The sequence below is a fragment of the Martinezella lusitana genome (genome assembly GCF_900094565.1).
Lineage (GTDB): Bacteria > Pseudomonadota > Alphaproteobacteria > Rhizobiales > Rhizobiaceae > Rhizobium > Rhizobium lusitanum.
This window is the reverse complement of the sequence record NZ_FMAF01000012.1, coordinates 57,690-83,606: the sequence shown is the minus strand read 5'-3', so window position 1 is coordinate 83,606 and position 25,917 is coordinate 57,690. Positions and strand designations below refer to the sequence as shown.

21 protein-coding genes and 1 pseudogene are annotated in these 25,917 nt (G+C 58.1%); 7 read left to right on the top strand and 15 right to left on the bottom strand.

Annotated elements, in window-relative coordinates:
* Nucleotides 1-8: 8 nt before the first annotated feature.
* The 7 genes from GA0061101_RS22380 to GA0061101_RS22350 form a co-directional block, all read right to left on the bottom strand.
* Entirely contained in the window at nt 9-2,105 is a 2,097-nt protein-coding gene (locus tag GA0061101_RS22380) for a bifunctional sugar-binding transcriptional regulator/dihydroxyacetone kinase subunit DhaK (protein ID WP_092574906.1), read from the bottom strand.
* Nucleotides 2,106-2,245: 140 nt separating this feature from the next.
* Nucleotides 2,246-2,887 carry a dihydroxyacetone kinase subunit DhaL gene (gene dhaL / locus GA0061101_RS22375; RefSeq protein ID WP_037199166.1) on the bottom strand — a complete coding sequence of 214 codons (642 nt, stop codon included), beginning with the start codon at nt 2,885-2,887 and terminating at the stop codon, nt 2,246-2,248.
* Nucleotides 2,888-2,900: 13 nt separating this feature from the next.
* Nucleotides 2,901-3,893, bottom strand: a complete 993-nt coding sequence (locus GA0061101_RS22370) for a dihydroxyacetone kinase subunit DhaK (protein ID WP_037199165.1) — start codon at nt 3,891-3,893, stop codon at nt 2,901-2,903.
* Nucleotides 3,894-3,926: 33 nt separating this feature from the next.
* The gene (locus GA0061101_RS22365) at nt 3,927-4,700 is read right to left on the bottom strand and encodes an SDR family oxidoreductase (RefSeq protein ID WP_037199213.1); all 774 of its coding nucleotides are present in this window, start codon (nt 4,698-4,700) and stop codon (nt 3,927-3,929) included.
* A 62-nt stretch (nt 4,701-4,762) separates the two neighbouring features.
* Nucleotides 4,763-5,752: a substrate-binding domain-containing protein gene (locus tag GA0061101_RS22360; protein WP_037199164.1), complete on the bottom strand. Its 990-nt coding sequence runs from the start codon at nt 5,750-5,752 to the stop codon at nt 4,763-4,765.
* An 85-nt stretch (nt 5,753-5,837) separates the two neighbouring features.
* On the bottom strand, nt 5,838-6,842 hold the full coding sequence (locus tag GA0061101_RS22355) for an ABC transporter permease (protein WP_047561810.1): 1,005 nt from the start codon (nt 6,840-6,842) through the stop codon (nt 5,838-5,840).
* Nucleotides 6,843-6,896: 54 nt separating this feature from the next.
* Nucleotides 6,897-8,375 carry a sugar ABC transporter ATP-binding protein gene (locus GA0061101_RS22350; protein WP_037199161.1) on the bottom strand — a complete coding sequence of 493 codons (1,479 nt, stop codon included), beginning with the start codon at nt 8,373-8,375 and terminating at the stop codon, nt 6,897-6,899.
* 247 nt (nt 8,376-8,622) lie between these two features.
* Between GA0061101_RS22350 and GA0061101_RS22345 the strand changes: the two are divergent.
* The 4 genes and pseudogenes from GA0061101_RS22345 to GA0061101_RS22330 all read left to right on the top strand — a co-directional run.
* Nucleotides 8,623-9,330: pseudogene (locus GA0061101_RS22345) on the top strand (FadR/GntR family transcriptional regulator); the annotation flags it as partial.
* A gap of 73 nt (nt 9,331-9,403) precedes the next feature.
* Entirely contained in the window at nt 9,404-10,378 is a 975-nt protein-coding gene (locus tag GA0061101_RS22340) for a mannonate dehydratase (protein WP_092574902.1), read from the top strand.
* Between the two features lie 38 nt (nt 10,379-10,416).
* The gene (kdgD, locus tag GA0061101_RS22335) at nt 10,417-11,319 is read left to right on the top strand and encodes a 5-dehydro-4-deoxyglucarate dehydratase (protein WP_092574900.1); all 903 of its coding nucleotides are present in this window, start codon (nt 10,417-10,419) and stop codon (nt 11,317-11,319) included.
* A gap of 66 nt (nt 11,320-11,385) precedes the next feature.
* Complete coding sequence (locus tag GA0061101_RS22330) at nt 11,386-12,507, top strand: lactonase family protein (protein WP_037199152.1); 1,122 nt, start codon at nt 11,386-11,388, stop codon at nt 12,505-12,507.
* Nucleotides 12,508-12,562: 55 nt separating this feature from the next.
* On the opposite strand, the gene GA0061101_RS22325 is transcribed toward GA0061101_RS22330, so the two are convergent.
* Entirely contained in the window at nt 12,563-14,521 is a 1,959-nt protein-coding gene (locus tag GA0061101_RS22325) for a putative bifunctional diguanylate cyclase/phosphodiesterase (protein ID WP_051964026.1), read from the bottom strand.
* Between the two features lie 531 nt (nt 14,522-15,052).
* Between GA0061101_RS22325 and GA0061101_RS22320 the strand changes: the two genes are divergently transcribed.
* A complete protein-coding gene (locus GA0061101_RS22320) occupies nt 15,053-15,967 on the top strand; it encodes a DMT family transporter (protein ID WP_037199150.1) in 915 nt (304 codons plus the stop codon).
* Between the two features lie 87 nt (nt 15,968-16,054).
* Here GA0061101_RS22320 and GA0061101_RS22315 read toward each other — a convergent pair whose 3' ends face one another.
* Nucleotides 16,055-17,638, bottom strand: a complete 1,584-nt coding sequence (locus tag GA0061101_RS22315; RefSeq protein WP_245297541.1) for a DHA2 family efflux MFS transporter permease subunit — start codon at nt 17,636-17,638, stop codon at nt 16,055-16,057.
* The gene (locus GA0061101_RS22310; protein WP_092574898.1) at nt 17,635-18,894 is read right to left on the bottom strand and encodes an HlyD family secretion protein; all 1,260 of its coding nucleotides are present in this window, start codon (nt 18,892-18,894) and stop codon (nt 17,635-17,637) included. Before GA0061101_RS22310 ends, GA0061101_RS22315 begins: the two co-directional genes overlap by 4 nt.
* A gap of 220 nt (nt 18,895-19,114) precedes the next feature.
* Here GA0061101_RS22310 and GA0061101_RS22305 point away from each other — a divergent pair, with 220 nt between their 5' ends.
* On the top strand, nt 19,115-19,735 hold the full coding sequence (locus tag GA0061101_RS22305; protein ID WP_051964015.1) for a TetR/AcrR family transcriptional regulator: 621 nt from the start codon (nt 19,115-19,117) through the stop codon (nt 19,733-19,735).
* A 283-nt stretch (nt 19,736-20,018) separates the two neighbouring features.
* On the opposite strand, the gene GA0061101_RS22300 is transcribed toward GA0061101_RS22305, so the two are convergent.
* From GA0061101_RS22300 to GA0061101_RS41130, 3 genes are all read right to left on the bottom strand, one after another.
* Entirely contained in the window at nt 20,019-20,291 is a 273-nt protein-coding gene (locus GA0061101_RS22300; protein ID WP_037199144.1) for a helix-turn-helix transcriptional regulator, read from the bottom strand.
* A gap of 17 nt (nt 20,292-20,308) precedes the next feature.
* The gene (locus GA0061101_RS22295; protein ID WP_092574896.1) at nt 20,309-21,631 is read right to left on the bottom strand and encodes a type II toxin-antitoxin system HipA family toxin; all 1,323 of its coding nucleotides are present in this window, start codon (nt 21,629-21,631) and stop codon (nt 20,309-20,311) included.
* A 372-nt stretch (nt 21,632-22,003) separates the two neighbouring features.
* Complete coding sequence (locus tag GA0061101_RS41130) at nt 22,004-22,471, bottom strand: hypothetical protein (protein WP_425350010.1); 468 nt, start codon at nt 22,469-22,471, stop codon at nt 22,004-22,006.
* Between GA0061101_RS41130 and GA0061101_RS22290 the strand changes: the two genes are divergently transcribed.
* Nucleotides 22,364-23,593, top strand: a complete 1,230-nt coding sequence (locus tag GA0061101_RS22290) for a putative bifunctional diguanylate cyclase/phosphodiesterase (RefSeq protein ID WP_425350008.1) — start codon at nt 22,364-22,366, stop codon at nt 23,591-23,593. The two genes, GA0061101_RS41130 and GA0061101_RS22290, sit on opposite strands and share 108 nt — an antisense overlap.
* A 184-nt stretch (nt 23,594-23,777) precedes the next feature.
* Here GA0061101_RS22290 and GA0061101_RS22285 read toward each other — a convergent pair whose 3' ends face one another.
* Both GA0061101_RS22285 and GA0061101_RS22280 read right to left on the bottom strand, forming a co-directional pair.
* Nucleotides 23,778-24,659 (bottom strand): nucleotidyl transferase AbiEii/AbiGii toxin family protein, encoded by an 882-nt coding sequence (locus tag GA0061101_RS22285; RefSeq protein ID WP_342587926.1) that lies wholly within the window; start codon nt 24,657-24,659, stop codon nt 23,778-23,780.
* Nucleotides 24,635-25,462, bottom strand: coding sequence for a type IV toxin-antitoxin system AbiEi family antitoxin (locus GA0061101_RS22280; protein ID WP_047640194.1), 828 nt, complete (start codon nt 25,460-25,462; stop codon nt 24,635-24,637). The genes GA0061101_RS22285 and GA0061101_RS22280 overlap by 25 nt, the downstream gene beginning before the upstream one ends.
* Between the last annotated feature and the right edge of the window lie 455 nt (nt 25,463-25,917).

Here is a 25,917-nt window from a genome sequence, read left to right as displayed (position 1 = left end):
TTATTCGATCATCCGACCCTCAGAGCGAAGGTATCGCATGGGTGGTACAGCAATTCCGTCAGCTCCTGATCGAGATGCAAAATGGATATGGATGCGCCGACCATATCGAGCGACGTGCAGTAGTGTCCCACCCAGTTCGCCTCGATCTTGATGTCCTTGGCGCTCAGCCGCTGTGCGACGCGCCGGAACAGGATGTACAGCTCCATCAGCGGCGTCGCGCCGAAGGAGTTAATCAGCACAGCGATCCGGTCGCCGGCGGCAGGCTTCATCTCGGAGAAAATACGGTCCATGACCCGGTCCGTGATCTCGTCCGCACTCATCATTTTTTCGCGGGTGACGCCGCGCTCTCCATGAATGCCCATACCGAACTCGATATCGTCTGGCCCAATCTCGAAATTGTGGCGTCGCGTCTGCGGCAGCGAGCAGGGCTCCAGCGCAACACCCATGGTGAAGGTCCTGTCATTGGCCTTGCGCGTTATGGCCTCGCAGGCGTCGAGCGAGAGGCCCCTGTCGCAGGCCGCACCTGCAATTTTGAAGATGAAGAAATTGCCCGCAACGCCGCGGCGACCCTCCCTGTCTTCGATAGGGGACGACGCGATGTCGTCCGTCGTCAATACGGTCCGAACGTCGATCTCCTGTTCCTGCGCCATTTCCGCAGCCATCTCGAAGTTCATGACGTCGCCGGCATAATTGCCGTAGACGAAGAGCACGCCTTTTCCGCCGGAAGCAGCCTTGGCGCATTCGAGGATAGGCGTCGGCGGGGGCGACGAGAAGATATTGCCGATGGCGACGGCGTCGGCGAGACCCTTGCCGACATAGCCGAGAAAGCCAGGCTCGTGGCCCGTGCCGCCACCGATGACCAGGCCGACCTTTTGCGGCCGAGGGCCGTTGCGCGCGACCAGTGCCCGGTTCGATCCCTTGATCGGCGCGAGATAGGACGCATGCGCCTTGACGACACCATCCAGCATCTCGTCGACGACATCATCGGGATTGTTCAGGAACTTCTTGATATGCGTGCGATAGCTGCTGGGCAGCGCAACGCTGTTATCCGCTTTCGGGCGCTGGGTTGCCTTCGGGTCGAACTCCGTCACCCCATCCGCATTCAGAATGCCGCTACCGGTGGCCGCATCGGTGATGAGCACATTGATATAGCCGCCGCGCAATGCGGCAAGAATGGCTGGCACCTTATCGAAGCCGCCAGCGACCGCGATGCGCAGCCCGATCGATTTGAGCATGTCGAGGGATATGCCGATGGTTCTGTCATCGAGCGGACCAGCGACCGGCTGGCCTTTCGGATCGATGAAGCGGCCAGCGACGACGCCGACGGCATTCTTGGCCAGATAATCCTGAAGCGAGACGGATTCGAAGAAGCCGCTCGTGTGGATCGTCGAATTCGGCCGCAACGACGATATGCCGAAGAGGGCCTTGTTGGCTTTGGAAAGGATCGAAAACTGATCTTCGATCAACGGCTCGCGCAGCAGGATATCGCGGACCTCCGTCGTCGAGACAATCGCCGGAGCCGTAATATTGATCAGCTTGCCGCCAACGGCATTCGCGAAGGCCGCGGCACAGAGCTCCGGCGTATAGGCGAAACGCGCCCGCGTGCCGCCGGTCGCCTGAACGATCGTGACATCCTGCAGGTTTGGAACATTGGACTGTTCGGCGATTGCCAGAACCGTGCGGCCCCAGGCAAGGGCGAGCGTGTCGCCGGATTTCAGCAGTCTGGCGATGGCCTGCGCGCCTGCTGTCCCGAGGCGATCGATCAACGGGCGTGTTCCATCGTCGCTCGGCACCACGAGACAGTCATGCAGCCCGAAATGGCGTTTGAGTTCCTGTGCGATGGAGAGCGAACTCAGGCGCGAGGGTTCGAGCGAGATATTGACGATGCCGCGGCTGCGTGCGTCGGCCAGGTAGCTGTTCACGGTTGCCCGCGAAATGCCCATGATCTCGGCGATATCGCCCTGGGTCTTGCCGTCTTCATAATAGAGCCAGCAAGCCCATACATAAGGATCATCGCCATAGCGCAGCGGCATAGCGTCGAGCGCGTCCGGCACGCCCGCTTTGCTTCCACCCGTTTTGCTGACCGAAGATGCCTTGCCTGTCATGATGATTCACAATTCCCTTTTTTCCGCCTGAACATGAAAGCAATGGCGTATGTTTGCAAATGCTTCTTCGGACGGGGGCGGCGCGCGGCCCCATGCAGGGTCATGGGATCGCGCAGCCTTGGGAGATCAAATGTGCCTATCTATTGCAGCCTCGAACGAGCGCCCAAGGAAAGCTCCTTCAGGATGATGGCGCAGGATGTTGCCCCGGCATCAAGCACGCCGAGCGAGCGCTCGCCCAACCGGCTGGCCCGACCGATCTTGGCGACCAAGTTGAGCGTGGAGTCGCGCCCGGCCTCGGCCGCCGCTACCAAAGCATCGAGCGCTTCAGCAAAGGATTTGCTGGCGGCATCCGTAGCGTCAAAGGCTTCGATTGCCGGAATTAGCGTATCCAGCAGCGTTTTGTCGCCAAGCTTTGCCGAGCCGATCGCCTGGATGCCTTCCAGGCCGGCATGCAGCATCCGGCTATAGGTGGCGCTGTCGATCGCTTCGACACCTTCCAGTTTCTCGGCGAACTCGGTGAACATGACGCCATAGAGCGGACCCATCGATCCGCCGATCTCCGTCATTAGGATCGTGCCCAGCGTGTCGAGCGAAGCGGCGAGTGAGAGGTTTTTGCCCTTCAGGCGCTCCGACGCCATGCCGAAACCCTTGGCCATGTTCACGCCGTGATCGCCATCGCCGATCTTGCCGTCGATCTCGCTCAGATAGGCGCGGTTTTCGACGATGCGGTCAGCCATCGCGAGCACGATGTCGCCCGCCGTTGCATTGTTGAATGTCTGCATGATTGCGTTCCCCTCAGAGCAGCGTCGTGCATTGAATTTCGACATCCAGAAGCTTTTTCAGCTCCGGGTCGAGCGCCATGACGGTCAGTGTCGCGCCGACCATTTCAAGCGAGGTGAAATAGTTGCCGACATAAGTCTTGTAGATCTTCAGACCGCGCTCGGAGATCTTCGCCTCGATCGTGTCGTTCAGGATGTAGAGCTCGTTGACCGGTGTAGCCCCGAGGCCGGATACGAGGACAGCGACTTCCGTGCCGGCGGCTAGGTCGTGATCGTCGAGAACGATCTGGCACATCGTCTCGGCAATTTCAGCGGCGGTCTTCAGGGGCTCAACGCGAACGCCGGGCTCGCCATGATGGCCGATGCCCACTTCCATCGTGCCAGGCTCGATCTGGAAATTCGGATGACCGACAGCGGGCAGGGTGCAGGGACCAAGTCCGATGCCGACGGAGCGGCAACTGTCGATCGCCTTCTGAGCGGCGACGCGTACCTCTTCGAGGCTTGCGCCAGTCGCCGCCTTGGCGCCGCCGATCTTCCACATGAAGATCTCGCCAGCCACACCGCGGCGCTTCTCGCGTTCCTCCGGCGGAGCGGAGCAGACGTCATCATTTGCGACCACAGTTGCGACCTCGATACCGTCCTTGGCGGCGAGCTTGATTGCCATCTTGACGTTCATGTTGTCACCCGCGTAGTTGCCGTAGAGGCAGATCACGCCGCGGCCACCATTGGCTTCGCGAATGGCATCATGGAAGCTCTTGGCCGTCGGCGAAGAGAAGAGTTCGCCGACCGCGACCGCATCCAGCATGTTCTTGCCCGTGTAGCCGATGAAGGCCGGTTCATGCCCCGAGCCGCCGCCGGTGATCACCCCGACTTTTCCGGCGTGGGGAGCATTCTTGGCGATGACGACGCGTGGGTTTTCGGCCAGACGAACGATATCCGAATGCGCCTTGATGAAGCCTTTTACAGTGTCTTCAACGACTTCATCGGGGTTGTTGATGAACCGCTGCATGGTCTCTCCTGTCGAATTGTCGAGCGCTTACGCTCAAAGAATTGTGTAGCCGCCATCGATCAGAAGATCGGCGCCGTTGATCATGTCCGCACCGGCCGAGGAGAGGAAAACAGCCGCGGCTGCAATCTCCTGCGGATATGCGAAGCGACCGGTGGGGATGCGTTTCTTCGCAGCCTCGCCCTTTTCGCCGGCCCAGGCCTTCTTGCCGAGCTCGGTCAGAACTATGGTCGGGGAAATGGTGTTGACGCAGATGCCGTGCTTGCCCCATTCGGCTGCAAAGGTCTTGGACATGCCGATGACGCCGAACTTGGAGGCGCAGTAAGCGACGTGTTCCTCGATGGCGACCGTGCCCGCCTGCGAAGCGAGGTTGACGATCTTGCCGCCCTTACCGGCGGCAATCATGGCGCGGCCGACGGCCTGCGTTACGAGGAAGGTTCCTTTGAGATTGATGTTTATCGTTTTATCCCAATAGTCTAGCGGCAGATCCTCAGCTGGTGCGAGAAACACGACGCCGGCACTGTTGACAGCGACATCGATGCCGCCGAAATGCGAGATCACATCGCTGATGGCCTTGTTGACCGAAGCGGGATCGGAGACATCGCAGGCAAATGGTGCAGCACCGCCACCGATCTCACTTGCCTTTGTCGTGGCCATATCGACATTGATATCGAGAACGGCGACCTTTGCGCCCTTGGATACAAACGCTGCCGCGACTGCGGCGCCGATGCCGGAGCCGCCGCCGGTAACGAGCGCGATCTTGCCTGACAACGGGAAGTTCAAATCAATGTCTGGGGATGTCTCGGTCATCTTGTTCAAGCCTCTAGCTGGGGATTGGGTGGGGCGAAATCTTCGCCCCACCTGCATTGATTCTACTTGCGGGTTTCGAGCAGCTTGTCGACGTTGTCAGCCGTCACCGGGGTCCAGGGGACATTGTAGTTCTTGTCCTTGCCATCGTTGAACGGCATGGCGGGATACTGCGACCAGATCTTCGATTCCGGCTTATAGTTGCCCTTCTTGGCGGCGAAGATCGCGAGATCGAGCGCGCCCTGTGCCTGTGCACTGGCATCCTGCAGGATGGAGGTCATCGTACCCTGCTTGACGGCATGGAGTGCATCGGTGATGCCGTCGATACCGGCAATGGCGAAGTCCTTGACGTTGAGCTTCGCAGCCTTGATCGCCTCGATCGCGCCGAGCGCCATCTCATCGTTCTGGCCAATGACGCCGTTGATCTGGCCTGGATGTGATGTCAGCCAGTTTTCCATCAGCGTCTGGGCTTCGGCACGCGACCAGTTGGCGGTCTGGTCTTCCAGAACCTTCACATTCGGGCACTCGGCAAGAGCTTTCTTGTTGCCCTGGAGGCGCGAGATCTGCGCGGACTGGCCGACCGGTCCTTCAAGAATGACGACATTGCCCTTGCAGCCGATCTTGTCGAGCACTGTTTTCGCTTCCATGTAGCCGGAAACGGTGTCGTCAGAGCCGACATAGGCGGTCAGCAGATCGGAGTCCACGCGGGTGTTGGAGCCAACGACCGGAATTCCGGCGTCGTGCGCGGCCTGAACGGCGGTTGCGGCGGCTTCGATATCGATCGGCGCGAAGATGATCGCGTCAAACTTCTGCGTGATCATCGTGTTCACCTGCTCCTGCTGGACGAGAGCATCATAGCGGCCATCGAAGATGGTAAGATCAACATCGCCGTTCTTGACGGCGGGATGTTCCTTGAGTGCTGCCGACCAGATCTGCATGAATTCCGCATTCAGGCCGTAGGGCGCCGCGCCGATCTTCAGCTTCTTGTCCTGGGCTAGGGCCGGCGAGGCCAGAAGTGCAGTGGCCGCTGCAAGAGCAATCAGTAATTTCTTCATTATAATTCTCCTCCGTTGAAAGTCCGGCGGCCGTCGTGGCGCGCCGTTTGGTTTCCGAGTGCGCAGCACCTGGATGTCTTGGGGCTCAGCCGCCCAGATTTCGCTTTTGGTCGAGCATCACGGCGCCGACGATGAGGGCGCCCTTGAGGACCTGCTGGTAGTAGGATTGGATCCCCATCAGATCGAGGCCGTTGTTCATCACGCCGATGATCAACGCGCCGATCAGAGTGCCGGTAATGCGCCCGACGCCGCCGGAAAGGCTGGTTCCGCCGATGACGACGGCGGCGATCGCATCGAGTTCGTAAGCGATACCGGCCTGGGGCAAAGCCGAGCCGGTACGTGCGGCAAGCAGCATGCCCGCCAGTCCGGAAAGGCCGCCGGAAATGACGTAGACGAGGAAGCGCAGCTTGCTGACATTGATGCCTGACGTGGTGGCGGCGTGCGGATTGCCGCCAACGGCATAGATATAGCGGCCAAAGCGCGTGCGATTGAGAACCCACCATGCGACGGCAAAGACAATGGCAAGCAGGATGACGGGCATGGGAACGGACAAGACGCTGCCGGTGCCGATCCAGCGGAAATCAGGCGTTAGCGCCGGAACCGGTTTGCCGCCGCCATAGATCAGCGTCAGACCACGTGCTGCCGAGAGCATACCGAGCGTTGCGACGAAGGCGGGAACGGCGAAGCGCGAAACGATGACCCCGACCAAGGCGCCGCACGCCAGGCCGACCAGCACTCCGACGGTAAGGGCTACATAAGGCGGATAGGGCGCACCGAGGATGCCGGCGGTCGCCGAGGTCGTTGCGAAGCTCGCGCTAACGATGCCGGTCAGCGCAACGACGGAGCCAACGGAAAGGTCGATACCGCGTGTGAGGATAACGAATGTCATGCCGATTGCCAGCACGCCGTTTATCGACGTCTGCAGCAGCACATTCGAGATGTTGCCAGGCGTCAGGAAATATTCGTTCGAGACCGAGAGAATGGCAGCGAGCAGCAGGAAGGCGAGGAAAATCCCGTATTCCTGGATGATCAATCGGCGCCGGTCGGAGCCGAACCAGGAATTGGACTGATTGTCTTCAGTGGCGGACATTGCAAATACCTCTTGTTGCCGGGCGCTGTTTTTGGGCTTCGTCGTCTGTCGCCTTCACGTCGACAGGTGTACGAGCGTTTGCGCGTCGGCCTCCTCCCTTTTGAGAATTCCGGCAGAGCGTCCCTGGCGCATCACCAGAATGCGATCGGACATGCCGAGAACCTCGTCTATTTCGGATGAAATCATGATGACCGTGCCGCCTTCGGCGGCGAAGTCGCAGATGATGCGATAGATTTCGCGCTTGGCGCCGACATCGACGCCGCGCGTCGGCTCGTCCAGAAGCAGCACCTTCGGCTTGCGCAGGAACCACTTGCCAAGCACGACCTTCTGCTGGTTACCGCCCGAAAGGCCGGAGACGGACATGCTGTCGTGCGCGGCCTTGATGCCGAAACGCTTGATCATATCGAGGCTGGCGGCCGCTTCGGCTTGGCGATCCATCGAAAAATGCGGGCTCATTTCCGGCAGGCTCGCCAAGCAGATGTTGTTGCGCACGCTATCGGTGAGATTGAGCCCCGTCAGCTTGCGGTCTTCGGTCACGAAGGCGATGCCGTTTCGCATGGCCTCCGCTGGCTTGCGCACGGTGATCGGTTGTCCGCCGAGCTTGAGCTCGCCGCCGCTTGCCGTATCGAGGCCGAAGATGCAGTTGAAGATCTCGGTACGGCCCGACCCCATCAGGCCGTAAATGCCAAAGATCTCGCCCTTATGTGCAACAAAGGAGATGTTGTCGATCTTGCCATCGGCCCTAAGTCCCGAGACGTCCAGTCCGGGCACATCCGTCGGCACATTGGTCTTGATGTATTCTTCGCCGAGTTCGCGGCCGACGATCATGCGGATGAGGCCGGGTCTGTCGATATCGGCGAGCGCACCGCTGCCGACATAGGAGCCATCGCGAAAGGCCGTGTAGGAATCGGCGATCTGGAAGATTTCCGATAGCCGGTGCGAGACATAGACGATCCCTTTGCCCTCGGCCTTCAGCCGCTCGATGGTCGAGAACAGCTGCTGCGCTTCCTTCTCGCCGATGGCCGAGGTGGGCTCGTCCATGAAGATCACTTCGGCATCGTGGCTGAGCGCCTTGGCAATCTCGACCAATTGAACCTGGGCGACCGAGAGGTTCATCATGAATTGCGTGGCGCGGATATTGAACTGCAGGCGTTCGAGCAGCGCCTGTGCATTGCGGTTCATCGATTTGAAATCGATGCCGCCGAAACGGGCAGACGGCTCGCGGCCGAGATAGATGTTCTCCGCAACCGTCATGTGCGGGATCGGACTGAGCTCCTGCTCGATGATGGCGATCCCGGCGGAAAGGGCTTCCGCTGGACTGGCGTAATCAACCTCTTTGCCGCGGCGGCGGATGGAGCCGGCGTCACGCTTGTGAATGCCCATCAGGATCTTAAGAAAGGTCGATTTGCCAGCGCCGTTACCGCCGCACAATGCGTGGACAGACCCCGGTTGCAACTGAAAGCGCCCGTCGCGCAGCGCAGCAACGCCGCCAAAGGACTTCTTCAGTCCTTCCACTTCAAGCAGGAAATCCACTTTCTCCTCCGCACTCCCGATGCCGGATCAAGGTCGGCTAACACCGATTGCCTCCGTTAAGCACCAATATTGACAATATTCGATAGGCTATCGACAAATGTCAATATGCTGATTTTGTTTTCGGGATAACGCGCTCTCCGATACCTGCTTCCCTATGGTATTCACATGTCATAATATGAATTTCTGGATTGATCCGGCCTATGGACGAAACAGATCGACTTGCCATGACAGATTTGGGGACCAAGGAATGACGATAATCGGCCGAGGCCGGCAAAGACTGGCGCAGCGGGTCATCGACCAGCTGCGCGTCCAGATCGAGACGGGCAAGCTTCAGGCGGGCGATAAACTTCCGACGGAGCCGCAGCTGGAGGCAACATATGGCGTCAGCCGGACCGTCGTGCGCGAGGCGATTGCCGATCTGCGCTCTGCCGGGCTCGTCAGGCCCGTTCAGGGCAAGGGCGTGTTTGTTGCCGAAATGATGATACCCTCAGGATCAACGCTGACGCCTGTGGAGATCAGAAGCATCCCGGAAACGCTGGAATTGCTGGAGTTTCGCATGGCTACGGAGGGTGAGGCGGCCGCCATTGCGGCCTATCGCAGGACCGCCGAACAGGAGGCGGCAATCGCTGCGGCCAATCGGAAAATGGCTGCCCTGATAGAGCAGGGGCTCCCGACCGTCGAAGCGGATTACGAATTCCACATGGCCGTCGCCATCGCCACCAACAACCGATTCTACGTGGATGTGCTCAGGCATTTCGGTACTCGCACCATCCCGCGCGGGCAGTTTCCGACATTGCCGGAGGCGAATGATCGCGCCTATCTGGAAAAGGTTCATGCGGAGCATGTCGAGATTTTGGCGGCGATCGCAGATCAGGATCCGGAGCGTGCGCGGCAAACGATGCGTGCTCACATGATGGCGAGCCAGCGACGGTATCGCTTCCTTGCAGAACAGCAACCGCAATTGGGCTCGACTCCCGACAAAAGTCATATTATGTCATATGATATGAATCTCATGGGAGATACACCAGGTGTATGCAGGGACGCAGGTCGAGGCACGGGACGATGATGACTACCGGGTTTTCAGGCAACTAGGGCTGAAGCATATCTGCGCGGATCCGCCGGGAAGACCTGACAGTTGGACGCTGCCCGATCTCGAACGTCACCGCGACAAGATCGAAAGCTTCGGGCTGATCCTGGACATGATCCAGCTGCCTCTGCCGTCCCAGCCGATCGAGAAGGCTTCTTATCCCGATATCCTACTTGCCGGACCCGATCGCGACCGGCAGATCGACGCGGTCTGCAAGCTGATCGAAGATATTGCGGCCGCTGGCATCCCATCGGCGAAATACAATCTCAATCTCATCGGCATCCCGCGCACGCCCGAGGAGGCGGGGCGAGGCGGCTCGATGAATGCGAGCTTCCGCTGGGACAAGGCGGACCACCAGGCAACCCCCGGCCTGGCCGGTGTGCTGTCGGAAGACGAGAACTGGGAGCGGATCGACTATTTCCTGGAGCGCGTCGTTCCTGTGGCGGAAAGCAATCGCGTCCGTCTCGCCTGCCATCCGCATGATCCCTATACGCCGCCAGGTTACCGCGGCGTCACGCGCGTCCTCGGCACGGTGGAGGGCCTGAAGAAATTCGTGCTTATGCGCGAAAGCCCTTATCACGGGCTGAACTTCTGCCAGGGCTCGATCGGCGAAATGCTCGACAATCCGCGCGCGGAGATCGACGACATCATCCGTTGGTTCGGCACGCGCGGCAAAATCTTCAACGTCCACTTCCGCAACATCAGGGGCGGCAAGCTGTCCTTCATGGAAACCTTCCCGGACGAGGGCGATATGGACATGATCCGCTCGGCCCGGATCTACAAGGAGGTCGGCTATCCATACATGCTGATGCCCGACCACGTGCCGACGATCAGCGGCCGCGATCCCACAGGCGTCGCCTTCGCCTTCTGCTACGGGTACATCGCCGCTCTCGTCCAGACGCTCGAACACGGCTGAAGCATCGTCGCTCCATCGATCTGCAAAAGGATTTCACGATGAACCCGAATGAACTAAAAAAGGCAGTTGGCAGCGGTCTTCTGTCGTTCCCCGTCACGCATTTTAATCAGGATCTGACATTCGACGAAGCCAAATATCGCAGTCACGTCGAGTGGCTGGCAGGCTACGATGCAGCGGCACTTTTTGCAGCCGGTGGCACCGGCGAGTTCTTCTCCCTCAACCCTGCCGAAATCCCTCAGGTCGTTCGTGCCGCCAAGGCCGCGGCAGGCAATACGCCGATCATTTCGGGAACCGGCTACGGAACGTCGCTTGCCGTCGAAATCGCCAGGGCCGCGGAAAAAGCCGGCGCGGACGGTCTGCTTTTGCTGCCGCCCTATCTGATGTTTGCGGAGCAGGCAGGTCTGATTGCCCATGTGAAGGCCGTCTGCCAGGCCGTCGGCATCGGCGTCATTGTCTACAATCGCGACAATGCCGTGCTCAACGCCGAGAGCCTGGCGCGCCTTGCCGACGAATGTCCGAACCTCATCGGCTTCAAGGATGGCGTGGGTGACGTCGACAAGGTGATCGAGATCACGACGCTGCTCAAGGACCGCCTCGTCTATGTAGGCGGTATGCCGACCCACGAAGTCTATGCTCAGGCCTATTTCGGCGCTGGAGTAACGACCTATTCTTCCGCCGTCTTCAATTTCGTGCCCGCCTTGGCACAGCGCTTCTATGCAGCGTTGCGTGCCGGCGAGCAGACAACGGTGGACAATATCCTCAAAGGCTTCTTCTTCCCGTTGGTCACCCTGCGCAATCGCAGGAAAGGTTATGCAGTCTCGATCATCAAGGCGGGCCTGCGCGTGCTCGGCAAGGATCCAGGTCCAGTGAGACCACCTTTGACCGATCTGACGGCGGAAGAAATGACCGTGCTGGAAAAGATCGTCGCCGCAGCCGGATAATTTTTGCTAGAAGGCTCGTCTGATCGTCAAGCCAGGCCGGCAGTCAACGCTCGGGTGAGGTGACCCATGATTGAAGCTTCGTTCCGTGCAGCTACCCGGACGTTCGTCTATGTCGCCGCAACGACGGCGGGGACGATCGACACATACAGTATGGATGAAACGACAGGCGTGCTCACGCAGGTTTCGACTTTCGATGCGGGCAAGATGATCATGCCGATGACCGTCAGCCCGGACAGGAAGCATCTCTATGCCGTCATTCGCTCGCAACCATATCGGGTGCTGACGCTGGCGATCAACCCAGAAACCGGCAAGCTGACGCACGAAGCTGTTGCTGCTTTGCCCGATAGCATGGCTTACGTCTCCACTGACCCATCGGGCAGGTTGCTTTTCACCGCCTCCTATGGCGGCAACAAGATCGCCGTACTGCCTATCAGCAGGGACGGACTTGTCACCGATGGCGCGCGACAGATGGTCCTCACCGGCCGCAATGCCCATTCGATCGTCAGCGATCGGACCGGCAAATTCGTCTTCGCAACCAATCTCGGTTCCGATATCGTGCAGCAGTTCGTCCTCGATCCAGAGGCCGGCATGCTGGAGGCGAACGATCCGCCGCACGTCGCGACCAGGCCGGGATACGGTCCGCGTCATATCATTCTGTCTCCGGACAATAAGTCCGCTTATGTCCTGACCGAATTGACCGGCCACGTCATCCACTACGCTCTCGATCCCGCCAGGGGTACGTTGAGCGAAATCGAAAGCGTGGCGTCCGTGCCTGACGACGCGGATTTGTCTCCGGGCGCCACCCCGCCGGCTCCTCCACCATTCAATGCAATCACGCCCGCCGCAGCCCCAGTGGATGACGGCAAACCGAAGGTTTGGGCTGCCGACATCGGCATCACGCCCAACGGTAAATTCCTGTATACGACCGAGCGAACCACCAGCAAAATTGCGCTCTTCCATGTGGCTGGTGGGGACGGGACGCTGACCTATGTCACGAATTACCCGACCGAGCAGCAACCGCGTGGCATTCGCATAGATCCGTCGGGCCGATTCCTTGTGGCATCCGGTGAGAAATCCGACAAACTGTCTGTTTATGCCATCGACCAGACGAGCGGCACGCTCGGTTCCGTCGGCAGGTATCCGGTCGACGCCGGCGCGAACTGGATCGAAATCGTGACGTTGCCTTGAACTCGGACAGCCGAAGAGGAGCGGTTACGCTGGTGCGTAAGGTGCGGCGGTTGGGCTATCCGGTTTGGGCAACCAGCTTGGCAATAAGGTTTCCGACCTCGGAAGCGGGAAGGGGTTTTGCAAACAAAAAGCCCTGAAACATTTCGCATCCGGCCCCCTCGAGGAATTGGGCTTGCTCCTCGGTCTCCACACCCTCGGCGACGACCTCCAATTCGAGAGTTCTGCCAAGTGACACGATGGCGGAGGTGATCGCCATGTCGCCAGCTTTCTCGGGAATGTCCGCAATGAACGACCTGTCGATCTTCAACCGGGAGAGGGGGAAGCGTCTGAGGGTACTTAGGCTCGAATATCCCGTGCCGAAATCGTCGATCGCGATGCTGACACCGAGCTCTTTCAATGCATGCATGCGCTCTATGGCCCCCTCCACATCCCGCATGATCAAGCTTTCGGTCAGTTCCAGCTCAAGCCATTGTGGATCGAGGCCGGCAGCCTGAAGCGCCGATGCAACCTGGTCTATCAGCGAATTCTCGAGAAACTGTCTGGCGGATACATTCACCGCTATACGCAATGGTGGCAGACCCTGGTCCTGCCAGGCCCGAGCTTGGCGGCAAGCCTCGCGCAAAACCATATCGCCGATCAAGACCACCAGCCCCGTTTCTTCGGCCAGCGGGATGAACGTTCCCGGCAATAGCAAGCCTTCGACAGGATGCTGCCATCGTACGAGCGCTTCGACGCCGATCACTTGACCGCTACTGATATTCTTCTGCGGTTGATAGTGAAGCACGAACTCGTTCCGCTCCACCGCCCGCCGCAGCTCCTCAATACGGCTCAGCTTGCTGCGGGCTTCTTCCCCCATTGCGGGCGTGAACAGCTGAATACCGTTGCGACCGGATTCCTTCACGCGATAAAGCGCCATATCGGCGTTTGCGAATAGCTCCGACGCGGTATCGCCGTGCTTTCTGGAGCACGCTACGCCGATGCTGCAACTGACTCGAATTTCGACGCCATCGATGGTCAGCGGCTCGGATATGCCTTCGAGAATAGCCTTGAGTCTTTCATGGAAAGGGTCCTGGTTCTCTTCCAGAACAATGATGAACTCATCGCCGCCGATCCTCGACACGATGCCGCTGCTTTTAATTTGCGCCGATATCCTCTGGGCAACCACCTTGAGCAATTCGTCTCCGGCGGCATGTCCAAGGCTGTCATTCACCAGCTTGAAATTATCAAGATCCACAAAGGCTACGGCCAAGGATTTCCCCGCCTGCGATGCCTTTTCCAAGAGAGCGACGACCTTTCGATTGAGGAGCGTGCGATTTGGCAACCCGGTCAGCGCATCATGCTCAGCAAGATAGGCAATGTGAGCGATGTCACGATGGCGATCGATGGCGATGCCGACGGTTTGAGCGATTCCTGCGAGGAATTCCACGAGGCCGCTTTCGTCATCCTCAGTCTTCGACGCTGTCAACGTACCGTGCTTGCCTCCATCTCGCGAGAAGATGGGAAACTCAATCGCTTCATCCGCCAGGGTCTCGCGTTGCTGGCCGTCCAAAATGAAGCTGACCCGTCTTCCGTTGAGGAGGCGCTCAAGCAGGAATTGGGCATCCTTGAGAAACGAACCGAGGTCAACGCCTCGCGCAACGTCATGGAGAAGCTTCGTTTGCGCGCTCATCAACTCCTCTGCGCGCTTGCGGGCCGAGATATCGCGGGAGGCTCCGACGACGCCGATGATATTGCCATTCCGGTCCCGCAACGGCACGCGCGACATCATCAGCCAGCCTTCACCCTTCAGCCGTCGTTCCTCAACGCCGAGATCAGGCTCACCCGTCTCCATGACCCGCCGTTCGATTTCATCAATCTTATGAGCGTCGGCTACCGGGTGGATTTCGGCGTCGGTAAGGCCGATCAATTCGTCGACATGCGTGAAGCCATTGTTGAGGACGATCGCACGGTTGGCAAAGAGGAAGCGGCCGTCTCTATCCTTGGCGTAGATGAAGTCGGGCACGTAGTTGATCATCGCCTCGAGCCATTCGTATCGCTCGGTGAGCGACAGAAGCTGAGCTTGGAGCAATTCGAGCGAGACGCGGGCCTGCCGGTCGTCGTCGTTCTGATCTTCTATGGTTGACTTCGACGGATTTCCCGGCTGCTGCGTCATCACTGCTCTCTTGCTTCGCTAATGAATAATATCGGCAACGGGTTATCCAACCATGAAAACACAGGATGCATTTTGGTCATTGGAGGTAAGGGCATAGATCTCAACTTGCGACCAACCAAGCGCATTTCTTCCCGCATGATCGGATAAGCGATCGAACTGGTCGGCCTCTGCCGATCTTGTCACCCTTCTTTGCCATGCGAAACACCAAGTGCTCAGCAAGGCAAAAGGTAACAGGCGTCACCTGATCCCGCAAACAGATGGTCTGCGCCTCAAAATGGCTGATCGGGATATAGGCAGCGAGCCAGGCGACCCGCTCGCGGCCGCCTTGCGGGGTCGGGGCAAAAGCGGCTACAGCCATGCGAAAGAAACATGAGAATCGTCGGGAGAAGCATCATGGATGTTCGCAAAGCCGGCACGGACGGCAATCTCGTGCTTGCCGGCGTGCTTTTGATGCTTCTCGGCGACTTTCTGTTTTCACTGAACGATGCCATGGGCAAGTGGTTGGTCGCGAGCTTTTCCGTCGGCCAAGTTCTGGTGATACGCTCGCTCGGCTCCTTCATCATTCTCGCGCCCATGATCGCGCGGCAGGGAAGCGATGCACTGTTCCGCATCGAGCGGCCGCCGTTGCAGCTTCTACGCATAGTGATGACGACCACCGACGTTGGTCTCTTTTATGCGGCTGTCGCCTATCTGCCGCTTGCAGATGTCATGACTTTCTACATGGCCGGTCCGATCTATGTCGCCGCGATCTCGCATTTCTTCCTTGGCGAGAGGATCGGTTGGCGGCGGTGGCTGGCCGTTTTCCTCGGTTTTGCCGGCGTACTGATCGCGCTTAAACCTTCGACGGCAATGTTCTCCTGGCCGTCGCTTTTCGGCCTTTGCGGCAGCCTCGCGTTCGCGATGACGCTCGTGCTTGGCCGGCGGCTGCGGCAGACTAACGATGCGACGCTCGTCGCCTGGCAGACTGTCGGCGCACTTGTCGCAGGACTGGTACTCAGCATCGGCAACTGGCGTTCCGCCTCGACGCTCGATTTTGCGGCCATGTTGGCGCTCGGCGTCGTCGCCGGCAGCGCCCATATGCTGATAACGCGATCGCTGAAACTTGCGCCCGCGTCGCTGCTCGCACCTCTGCAATATACGCTGCTTATCTGGGCGATAGCGCTCGGTTTCTTCTTCTTCGGCGACATTCCGGATATCCAGGTCTTCCTCGGAGCCGCCATCATCGTGCTTGCCGGTCTTTTCATCTTCCACCGGAAGAATCTGACCGACACTATCCCGAAGGAAGCTGTCGCACCGGACGGGCATTGAGGAGGTGGCTTTCTCCGTCTCCTAAATGCTCCTCTGAAGAACCGGAACACATCTGAACAAAGTTGGGGCTGCTGGTTTCGAAAGGCTCTAATGTCCCATGGATGCCTTTTTGCCGAGTGTTACGTTGCGTAGGGTAAGGGCCAGCGGAATTGCGGCCAGGGAAATCAGCGTCAAAACCCAGAAGGCATCGATGTAAGCCAGGAACGAAGCCTGGCTTTGCACCTGCTCGTTGATCCAGGCAAGCGCCTGCTGATTTGCCGTCACCAGGGAACTACCCTGACCGGTGAAGTAATTCGTCACCTGATTGAGCGTATCCTGATAGGCCCCGTTCGAAGGTATGACATGCTCGACCATACGGCTCTGGTGAAACTGCTCCCGATGGGTAATGATGTTCGATATCAGCGACACGCCAATCGATCCGCCGGTGTTGCGCGCGGCATTCAGCAGCGCCGATGCCTGGTCCGTCTTGCTGGAGGGAATGCCGTCATAAGAGGCCGTGGTAATCGGCAGGAATATGAAGGGCAGGCCAATTCCTTGCAACATGCGCGCCTCGGCAAGATACCAGAAGCCGATGCCACTGTAGGCGCTGGTCACCTGATACATGGAAAAGGCAACAAAGCCGGCACCCACCGCTATCAGATATTTCGGCTGCACTTTTGACGACAGAACGCCGACGACGAACATCATGATCATCGTCACAAGGCCGCCGGGAGACAGCATCAAGCCAGCCCAAGTTGCCGTATAGCCGAGATTTGCTTGAACCAACTGCGGCAGATATTGAGTTGTCGCCAGAAGCAGCGCGCCCGTCGCCATCATCACCAGGAAGCAGGTGCCGAACTGCCGGCTAACGAGCATCCTGATATCAACGGCTGGATTCTTGTGCTTCAGTTCCCAGGGGACCATTAAAACAAAGGCCAAAGCGCAGATCGCGGCGGCCATGATGATGAAGTTCGATCCAAACCAATCGTCTTCAAGGCCACGATCAAGCATCAGCTCCAGCGCTCCGAGAAAGGTCGCAACAAGGCCGAAGCCGATCCAGTCGAAGCCAATCTTTTCCTTCCGCAGCCGCACGCGCTCCTCGGCGCTGCCTTCGGGCTCCTTGATCAGCATGGCAACGGCTGCAAGCGTCAGAATGCCGACCGGCCCGTTGATCAGGAAGCACCAGTGCCAGGAAAAATTATCGGAAAGCCAGCCGCCCAGGGTCGGTCCGACCACAGGAGCAACAACAACCGCCACCCCGAAAAGGGCAAAGCCTTGCCCGCGTTTTTCGGGCGGAAAGCTGTCGGCTAGAATGGACTGCGCGACAGGCACCATCCCGCCGCCGCCGATGCCTTGCAATATCCGGGCTAAGAGCAGGAATTGCAGGTTGGGTGCAAAGCCACACATGACCGAACTGATTGTAAACAACGCCAGGCAGCCAAGGAAAAAGGTCTTACGTCCCAGAATGCGCACGAGATAGCTCGTCGCCGTCACGATCACCGCATTGGAGACGAGATAGGTGGTGACAACCCAGGATGCCTCGTCCTGACTGACGCCGAGGCCACCGGAAATGTAATTCAGTGCGACATTGGCGATCGTCGTATCAAGCACTTCCATGAAGCTGGCGAGTGCTACGACAATGGCGATGATCCAAGGGGTTGCCGATGGTTTGGCAACAGCGTTCGTGCTCACAGCAGGCTCCTCAAGCTTTCCCACAGGGATAGGCTTGCATCGGTCCGCACGGTTGGTACGACCGACATGCCCGGTCCCAGCGCCACATCGCTGGGCACATCGTCAAGCACGATTTTCACCGGCACTCGCTGTACGATTTTTACATAGTTGCCGGTGGCATTTTCCGCCGGGAGCAGCGAAAAAGCGGTACCCGATCCCGGCTGTACGCTTGCGATATGGCCATCGAGTAAGCGTCCCCCATAGGCGTCGATGGTCAGCGTGACAGGCTGGCCCGGACGCATATGGTCGAGCTGCGTTTCTTTGAAATTGGCCGTCACCCAAAGCTTGTCCGGCACGAACATGGCAAGATTCGACCCCGTCTGGACATATTGGCCATCGCCAGCCGAAAGCTGCACGACCCGTCCGGGCTGCGCCGCCGTTATGGTCGTATAGGAGAGATTTAGCTTTGCCTGGTCGAGCTGCGCTTGATCCTGTTTTTGGGTGGCCTGGGCGCTGGCGATCTGAGAATCATAGGCAGCAAGCTGGCGCTGCGCGGCGGTCAAAGAGGCTTCGTCCGTATTCAGGGCAGCCTCTTGCTGATGCAATTGCGACTGATATTGCTGTGCTTCCTGAATGGTGCCGGAACCGCTCTTCATCAGCGTTTCGTAGCGGTCATATTGCTGCTGGGCAAAGACGAGGTTGGCCTTGGCCTGCTCAATCTGAGCCTTGGCCTGTTCCACATTCGCCTCCTGGACCTGCTTCTGCGCTTCGGTATTCCGGATATTGGCCTCTGCGGCGGCAACCTGCGCCTGCGCCTGTTCCAGAGATGTCTGGTAATCGCGGTCATCGATCCGGGCGATCACTTCGCCTGCCGTCACATGCTGGTTATCGGTAACCGCAACGGAAGAAATGTAACCGGCAACCCTAGAGGTGACGGCATATTGACGGGCGGCGATAAAGGCATCGTCCGTGCTTTCATAGTGCGAGCCATTATCCCAATAGACATAGGTTGCAGCCGCCGCCACAGCCAGCGCGGTCCCGCCGATCAAAAGCATCCTTGAGCGTCGCGAGCGCCCACTTTTGGCTTTCTCCTCATCGGAATTGTCCGGAGCCTGTCGTTCATCCTCACGTATGCGGGCTTGCTCGCTGGTGTGCGGCGCTTCCGCCTGCTCCTGTTTTGCCGTGATGTTATCCTGCTCATTGTCTGCCGCCGCGCTGCCTTTTTTAGGCTCCAGCACGATCAGCTTTCCAAAGGTCTCATCCTGAGGCGCGCTCATGTTCTACCTCTTTGCTCGATGCATTAAATTGAAACGAAACGTTTCATTTAAATATTGACTTAGAACTGATCGGGATGTTAGTCAAGAGGCGGGCAGGGCAGGGACCCCGATCCATGCCAATCAAAAATCGGTGAGGCGCGTTTTGGCGAGAGAAACGACAAAACTAAAAAATATAGAGCCGAAGGCAGGCATGCCCCGGCGCGGGCGGCCGCCGCGAGAAATGGCTGGAGAAGTCGAAGACAGGATCTTGCAGGCCGCTCTTCAGGTTTTCGTCGCCCGCGGTTACGAAGGGGCCAGCATTGACGAAATCGCCGAGGTAGCCAGGGCCGGCAAGCCGAGCATCTATACGCGCTTTACCAGCAAGGAAACCTTGTTCAGGGAGGTGGTTTTGCGCTGGGTGCAGAAGTCCGGCGAGATGGCTGCCTCTGCCACTTCGGGCAATATTCAGGAACGTTTCCAGACTGCGGGTGTCCTGATTGTGCAGCGCGCTATCAAGGACGAGACCGTAGGGCTCATGCGTAGCGTGATGGGAGAGGCAACGCGCCATCCGGAGCTGGCTACCACCATCCACTATGCCATCCGTGCGCATGGGACGGCCACGGTGATGAAGCTCGTCGCAGAACTGGCGGAGGCCGAGGAAATCAGATCTCTCCCGGCCTTTGCACCGGACAATCTTCCGGCGACGACCCGCCGCTTCATCGACTTGGTCTTGCTGCCGATGATGATGTCCTCGCTGTTTCATGCCGACCTGACGCCGGTCAAGACGGAGATGGAAAATCATGCGCGCGAAGCGGCATCATTTTTCCTGCGCGGTTGCGGCTACTGCCCGACTGGCGCCTGAGGTGAAGGCGGACCGACCGGCACGATAGCGCCGCGCCAGAGAATCCGCTTAGCGACAAATGATGTATCCGTTAGCCGATCAGGCGCTGTCTGGTGTCCGGGCGCTTCATCGCTCGGCTGCCACCGGAGGCCGACGGTCACTGAAAAGAGCAAGCAGAGCCGGATTGATGTAATGTCTGAATGAAAAGCTGCGTTACAAATTCCCGTCTGGTGCCCACAATACAGACTCTTGAAAATCCGAATATTCCAATGTCTGTGTTGCCCGCGTTTCACGCCACGCAGAGCTATTTGGCCACAAAACCAACTCGGAATCCGAACAACCGGCCTATCTTTTCCAATGTTTCGAGCGTTGGGTTCCCGGTGCCGGCTTCGATCTCCGCAACTTGTCGCCTAGTAAGCGACAGCGTCTTGGCAAACTCCTCCTGCGTCATGCCGAACCCTTTACGGATCTCCGCCACAGCACCGGGCAGCCTCAGGTCCCCAGTTCGAGCACGTTCCGCCAGTGCTCGCCGGTTTTCCAGAATCTCCTCTTTCGTCGGTTTCTTCCATCGAGCCATTTAGCGGTCCTTCGTCATCAGTGGCACGCCGCCAGAATGCTGTCTGCTATCTCAATGCAGCGTCCCATTGCACGCTCCAGAACCTCCGGGGCCGCAGCCATATTCTTCGCCATGGCCGGACCCTGGCGCAGATGTTCGGCAAACGCGGAAAGCGCAGCCGCGAGAACTTTCTGCTCTTCCGGATTTGGCATCAGTTCAGTGCAAATCCGCTTCCAATCAGGAAGATGATCGCGACCTCCGTCACGCATCATGGCCCAACGGGTGGAGCGAACGATCCCCTCTTTGGCGAGCCGCATTGGTGCGAAATCAAAGAGCGGAGACAGGCGGATCGTGCCGTCCTGATGCTTGCTGAGTGCCGAATTCCGGCCGTGATTGTCGGGATTACCGAGCGCCAGATTGGCGATGTCGCGCTTCAGGTATTCCACAACGTCCGCGAAGGGATCGGCTGAATATTCGCGCAGAACGTCGATATAGGCCTCATGCGTGCCGACATGGTCGAAATCGGCAACGCCGATCGTTGACACCAGGCTTTCTTGACCCAGCCGCACGGTTCCGCCGCCTTCTTTAGTCTTCCGATCGAAACGGGGAATGATCAGGACGCCTTCGGCATAGGTCGATGGTTCGCTGACATTTAGACCGATCCCTTGAGCGATCCGCGAGTAGAGGGCTTCGCCTTCGAGAATCAGGCGGTCCACAGGCTCGTTGCTGCGGACCAGCTTGACGATGATGTGGCGCACGGCCTCATCATCGGTCACGAAGCTGTCGGGGTAATATAACCCGTCATTCGCCTGGGTCATCGAGACCTTCGGCCATTCGCCTTGCAGGCCGCTAGAGCCGGAGGCGAGCCTTCCAAAGCGATCGGCGACTTCCATGAACCGATCGGAGCGCTCAAGGATTTCCGCTTCTGTAACCCCTTGGCGCTCAACGCCGCGCAGCCGTTCCGTCTCGGCTTCTGCCGCTTCTTTGATCCGGATATTGCCTATGCCCCCAGTCGCCGATCGCAGAAGCAGCGGCAGATCGGAAGCGCGCGAGCCTTCAGCAAGGCCGAGATGTTCGGCAAGCTTTCGCCTTGCATGCCCTTGGGGCATAAGATCCAACAGGAAGGGCGGCCAGCTGCGGCTAAATCGGTTTTCGAGGTTAACGGGATAACGGACTGACAAGGCGCGATGGTCGCAGACCGTTTTTCCGGCCACGAATTCCGCCGACGCCACTGTGACGAAATAATCGAGGTCGTAATCGACGATCGACGCGCCTTGAAAGCCGGTCGCATCGTCCTTGAGTTCCAGCGTCGCGGCGCGATGCCACTCACCATTGAAATGGATTTGGAGCGTTAGGCGCATTAATTGACCCTTTCAATGGTTCAAATAATGCATTTCTTTAAATTATTCAACCCATCAAAGTGGGTCGAATAACTGCTCTTAGAATTGCCAGTTGCCGAAGCGGTTATGGAAGCATTTGATGCGACTAGCGACCTTTGTTTCCACATCCTCGTGCGATCGACATGCCGAGCGGATATGTCGTCAAATCATGTCGATAGAATCGCAATATATCGACACACTATATGTCTCGTAAGCGGTCTGTACAAATGCAGAAGGTGCAGCAAACGTTCCTTTGTGAACGCTTCTTGGCGAGAGAACGCAGAGATGGACTCGATCGGGGCGGTTTAAGTGTTATTCAACACATAAAAGCGAAATTGCAGATGTGAAGATGATTTAATCTCTCAATCGAGGCATGACGCCGACTCTTGTGGATAGAGGTAGGGAATGCCTAGCATTCAGTATAATCGCGCGCGGCTCGAAGCGCTCGTTTGGGGCGGTGCGTTCATAGTCCTTTATAGACTGGCTGTATATTTCGATGCCCATGAGGTGCTCGATCACTATTTTCGGGATCACGAGAGTTACAATCTCGACGAGATTTTCACAGCGCTCAATATCGCCGGATTTCTTGGGCTGATTTATTCGGCGCTCCGTATCAAGGATATGGCCCACGAAATTTCCCGCCGCCTTGAAGCCGAGCGAAATGTCGACTGGATCGCCTGTCATGATCCACTGACGCAATTGCCGAATAGACGCATGCTTGACGCCGTTTGCTCCCGGGCGGAGTTGGCCGCCAGCGATCGCTATGCCGTCTTCACTGTTGACCTCGACGGCTTCAAGAAAGTCAATGATCTCTGGGGGCATGAGAGCGGCGACCAGGCCCTCACAACGGCGGCAGGCCGATTGGCGGAAGTGTTTCCAGATGATCTCATCTACCGCCTGGGCGGAGACGAATTTGTTGTTCTGACAAAAATCAAAGGTAAACCCGATCTCCAGGCCCTTGGAACGCGGATTGTCCGGGCAATTTCGAAGCCGATGGCAATTAAAGGTGCAACTGTCGATCTCGGTGCCAGTGTCGGATATGCAATGAGCGGCCAGGAAGACGCTGACCTTCCAAAGGCGATACAGCAGGCCGACTGCGCAATGTACGCCGCGAAGAAAGCTGGCCGTAACAACGTCGCTGCCTTTATCCCTGCCATGCTTGAAGAGCTCAACAAACAGGTCCAACTCGAGGCGCAGCTTCGTGACGCCATGCGAACCGGTCTGATTGAACCCTACTATCAGCCATTCATGGATTTGGGCACGCGAAAGCTGGCAGGGTTTGAAGCATTGGCGCGGTGGAAGACGGCAGAAGGCCGTTTCATTCCTCCTTGCGATTTTATTCCGGTCGCAGAGGACGCCGGCCGCATTGTTGAGTTGACGGAGCAGTTGTTCCGCCGCGCCTGCAAGGACGCCATGTCCTGGCCATCAGATACGATCCTTTCATTCAACGTGTCACCAACGCAATTGAGCGACAGACTTCTCGGACTGCGGCTGTTGAAGATCATGGGAGAAGTTGGGCTGCCGGTTCAGCGTTTGGAAATCGAAATCACGGAAAGCGCGCTGATCCAGGACGCCGCCGTTGCGAAAGAGGTTCTGGAGGATCTCACGAAAGCGGGGATCAGGATCGCCTTGGACGACTTTGGGACTGGCTATTCGAGCCTTTCACAGCTGTCGAATTACCAGTTCCAGAAGATTAAGATCGACCGAAGCTTCATCCAGACATTCGAGACCAGCGAAAAGCAAGACAAGGTCGTCAGGGCCATGGTCGCGCTGGGACATGGCCTTGGTGTCCAGGTCACGGCGGAGGGGATCGAGGAGCCGAGCCAGCTTCAATATCTTCAGGAGCTCTGTTGCGACCTTGGGCAAGGGTATCTGCTCGGCAGGCCGCAGCCCAATGATGAAGCCATCCATTTCATATCGAGTTCCATCGACGTTGCGGTTTAGCCAGCGTCGACACACAATGCGCTATGTGAGACGGCCGGGTCCACCTTCAAAAAGAGCCCGGCAGCCCGAGCTGGCCCTGACGAACTGGGTGTCGTGAAGGCGGCAAAGGAGATCAAATCCCTGAAGCTCACATAGTGGCTCTGTTTCAGCAAGCGCGCCACACAGTCCCGACGCTTTAAGCTGGTTACAGCCCGAACCGCTTTCGCATTTCCCCCGCCTTCGCCCACTCGTCGCCGGACATCCGGTCGATCAGTTCCTTCATTACCCTCGAAAACGCGGCCTTAAGCGTTTCTTCGGTCAAAGCCTTGGCGAGATCCGTTGGAAGCAGCGGGCCCATGTCAGTGAAGAAGCCCGGATTGACGAGTTTCTGGAACATGCGCTGTTGCGCCTCGGCTCTGGAAATCGCTACCTCTCCTTTTTCAAGGTAGAGCAGAAAACACTCGACGATCCTGGCCGAGTTCAGCCCCTCGAACACGCTGAGCGCGTAGTCAAGGTCGAACAGATCGCGGCCCTTATTGCGTTGAAGCAAGGCACGCAGCTTGGTCGCCAGCATTTCTTCCCGAGAGAAGGTCGGGATTGCAGCCGTTCCGGTGAACCATGGATTTTCGACACCAAAAGGAATCTCGATGGGTGGATCGTAAGCTTTACGCTCGCGCGTGTTGATTTCGATCTTGAGTTTTATCGAACCGGGAGAAGCCTTGTCTTCGGCTTCGACAGCGTATTTAAGTTTGGGCGCAACCGGGCTCTGATCGAAACGCGGCTTGCCCAGCCACGGATCGAGAACGTCCTGGAGATGCTCCAGTAACGGGCGGATAGGACCGGCAGTCGTCCTCACAAGGTCGATGTCTTCCGAATAGCGCTGTGGCTTGGGGAAGTGCAGCTTGTTGAGCGCAGTGCCGCCGCGGAAGCGCAGTTCGTCGCGCAGGAACGGATCGGAGAAGATGGCGACAATCGCGCGGCTGATGATGAGATCCTGCTCGACTTGCCGTGGACTTGCCCATGGCACCACACCATTCCAGGCGGTGATGTAGTCCTGCGGTATCATTCGTCGATCTCCGGTGGCCAACGAACGATCACACGCCAGTGTTCATCGCGTTCAGATGGCGGCGGCGACAAATCTGGATCTCCGGCCTGCTTGGGATCGAGTTCGACCCATGGCAACGGCCCACGTGGAGATAGCGCTGCAAACATCGCTTCCGCTATCTGCGAGTGACCCAGCCTCCCAAGCAGATATCCGAGGCGTTGTGCGACCGCTTTCTCGAAAGCACGCGACAGGGAAGCAAGCTTTTTGGGTTGCAACCGGTCGGCAAGTTCGGAAAGCACCGTAGCAATATTGTCTAGACCAGCTCCGGAATGCGGATAGCGTACCAGATCGAGCGCCGTCAGTTCCGGCGAGGATAGCTTCATATATCCCGAGGGCGTCTTGCAATCTTCGATTCCCGCCGAGACTGCTCCCATATCCTTGCGATACGAAAAGACGATCCGCGTTCGCCCGGCCTCAATATCGGGCAGGAGTTTGTTCGTGACGACCTGAAATACCATGGTGGCCTGGTGGGAGGCGCCATGGGCGGCGGCGGCCGTCAGCAATCCCACATAGTAGGGTCGTTTTTCGTGGCGCATCAGGGCGTCGATATACCACTCCGGCGGCGGCGCTCCCATGACGGCGTGCTGAGGCGGCACAACCACATAGAAGCCGCGACGAGGCCGGATAAGCTGGCCGCGCCGCTGCAAACGCTCGGCGGCGTCAAGGAATGCGCCCCGGCTGATGCCGATCTCCTGCTGGGCTTCATCTGCAGAGAAAACTCCCCTGCCCGTAGCAAGTAGACCAGAAGCGTAGGAAGACAGCGTTGATCGTCCGGTTTGCATCATATCTCCTTATCCGCTTCTAACGCGGAAAAATCAATATGATGCCACTATTGAATCATTCTCGAAAATCCGCTCTTATTGCGGAAAATTTGATATGACTCGTTGACGCTGTCGCCACCGATGCCAGCCGCCAGATCAGATGACCGCTGCCATTTTCTCGAATTTCCTCACCATTCAGATGCTTCACCTAGGTGAGAAGTAGTCATTCAAATAGGCGTGCCATTAGTGGCGGTTAATCCGTTCTGAACAAGCAAACCTATCGGTCCGTTCTTGGCTCCAGATCGGCGCTCCTGGAGCGCAAGTTATTGCCCCGCTTATAGAAATTAACACAAACATATGCTGCTTGAACGACAAGGTCGGCGGTTCGAATCCTTTCACATCAGGTCTTTTGTCAATTGTTCATTCGAGTGGCATCGTATTTCTCCTTGTAAGGGGATCCTTGGTCTGAGCCCATAGCA

What these genes read in the sequence shown, in the direction of transcription:
- GA0061101_RS22380 (WP_092574906.1), bottom strand. Translation starts at nt 2,105, where the DNA reads ATGACAGGCAAGGCATCTTCGGTCAGCAAAACGGGTGGAAGCAAAGCG.
- dhaL (WP_037199166.1), bottom strand. Translation starts at nt 2,887, where the DNA reads ATGCAGACATTCAACAATGCAACGGCGGGCGACATCGTGCTCGCGATG.
- GA0061101_RS22370 (WP_037199165.1), bottom strand. Translation starts at nt 3,893, where the DNA reads ATGCAGCGGTTCATCAACAACCCCGATGAAGTCGTTGAAGACACTGTA.
- GA0061101_RS22365 (WP_037199213.1), bottom strand. Translation starts at nt 4,700, where the DNA reads ATGACCGAGACATCCCCAGACATTGATTTGAACTTCCCGTTGTCAGGC.
- GA0061101_RS22360 (WP_037199164.1), bottom strand. Translation starts at nt 5,752, where the DNA reads ATGAAGAAATTACTGATTGCTCTTGCAGCGGCCACTGCACTTCTGGCC.
- GA0061101_RS22355 (WP_047561810.1), bottom strand. Translation starts at nt 6,842, where the DNA reads ATGTCCGCCACTGAAGACAATCAGTCCAATTCCTGGTTCGGCTCCGAC.
- kdgD (WP_092574900.1), top strand. Translation starts at nt 10,417, where the DNA reads ATGAACCCGAATGAACTAAAAAAGGCAGTTGGCAGCGGTCTTCTGTCG.
- GA0061101_RS22330 (WP_037199152.1), top strand. Translation starts at nt 11,386, where the DNA reads ATGATTGAAGCTTCGTTCCGTGCAGCTACCCGGACGTTCGTCTATGTC.
- GA0061101_RS22325 (WP_051964026.1), bottom strand. Translation starts at nt 14,521, where the DNA reads ATGATCAACTACGTGCCCGACTTCATCTACGCCAAGGATAGAGACGGC.
- GA0061101_RS22320 (WP_037199150.1), top strand. Translation starts at nt 15,053, where the DNA reads ATGGATGTTCGCAAAGCCGGCACGGACGGCAATCTCGTGCTTGCCGGC.
- GA0061101_RS22310 (WP_092574898.1), bottom strand. Translation starts at nt 18,894, where the DNA reads ATGAGCGCGCCTCAGGATGAGACCTTTGGAAAGCTGATCGTGCTGGAG.
- GA0061101_RS22305 (WP_051964015.1), top strand. Translation starts at nt 19,115, where the DNA reads ATGGCTGGAGAAGTCGAAGACAGGATCTTGCAGGCCGCTCTTCAGGTT.
- GA0061101_RS22300 (WP_037199144.1), bottom strand. Translation starts at nt 20,291, where the DNA reads ATGGCTCGATGGAAGAAACCGACGAAAGAGGAGATTCTGGAAAACCGG.
- GA0061101_RS22295 (WP_092574896.1), bottom strand. Translation starts at nt 21,631, where the DNA reads ATGCGCCTAACGCTCCAAATCCATTTCAATGGTGAGTGGCATCGCGCC.
- GA0061101_RS22290 (WP_425350008.1), top strand. Translation starts at nt 22,364, where the DNA reads ATGCTTGACGCCGTTTGCTCCCGGGCGGAGTTGGCCGCCAGCGATCGC.
- GA0061101_RS41130 (WP_425350010.1), bottom strand. Translation starts at nt 22,471, where the DNA reads ATGCCCCCAGAGATCATTGACTTTCTTGAAGCCGTCGAGGTCAACAGT.
- GA0061101_RS22280 (WP_047640194.1), bottom strand. Translation starts at nt 25,462, where the DNA reads ATGATGCAAACCGGACGATCAACGCTGTCTTCCTACGCTTCTGGTCTA.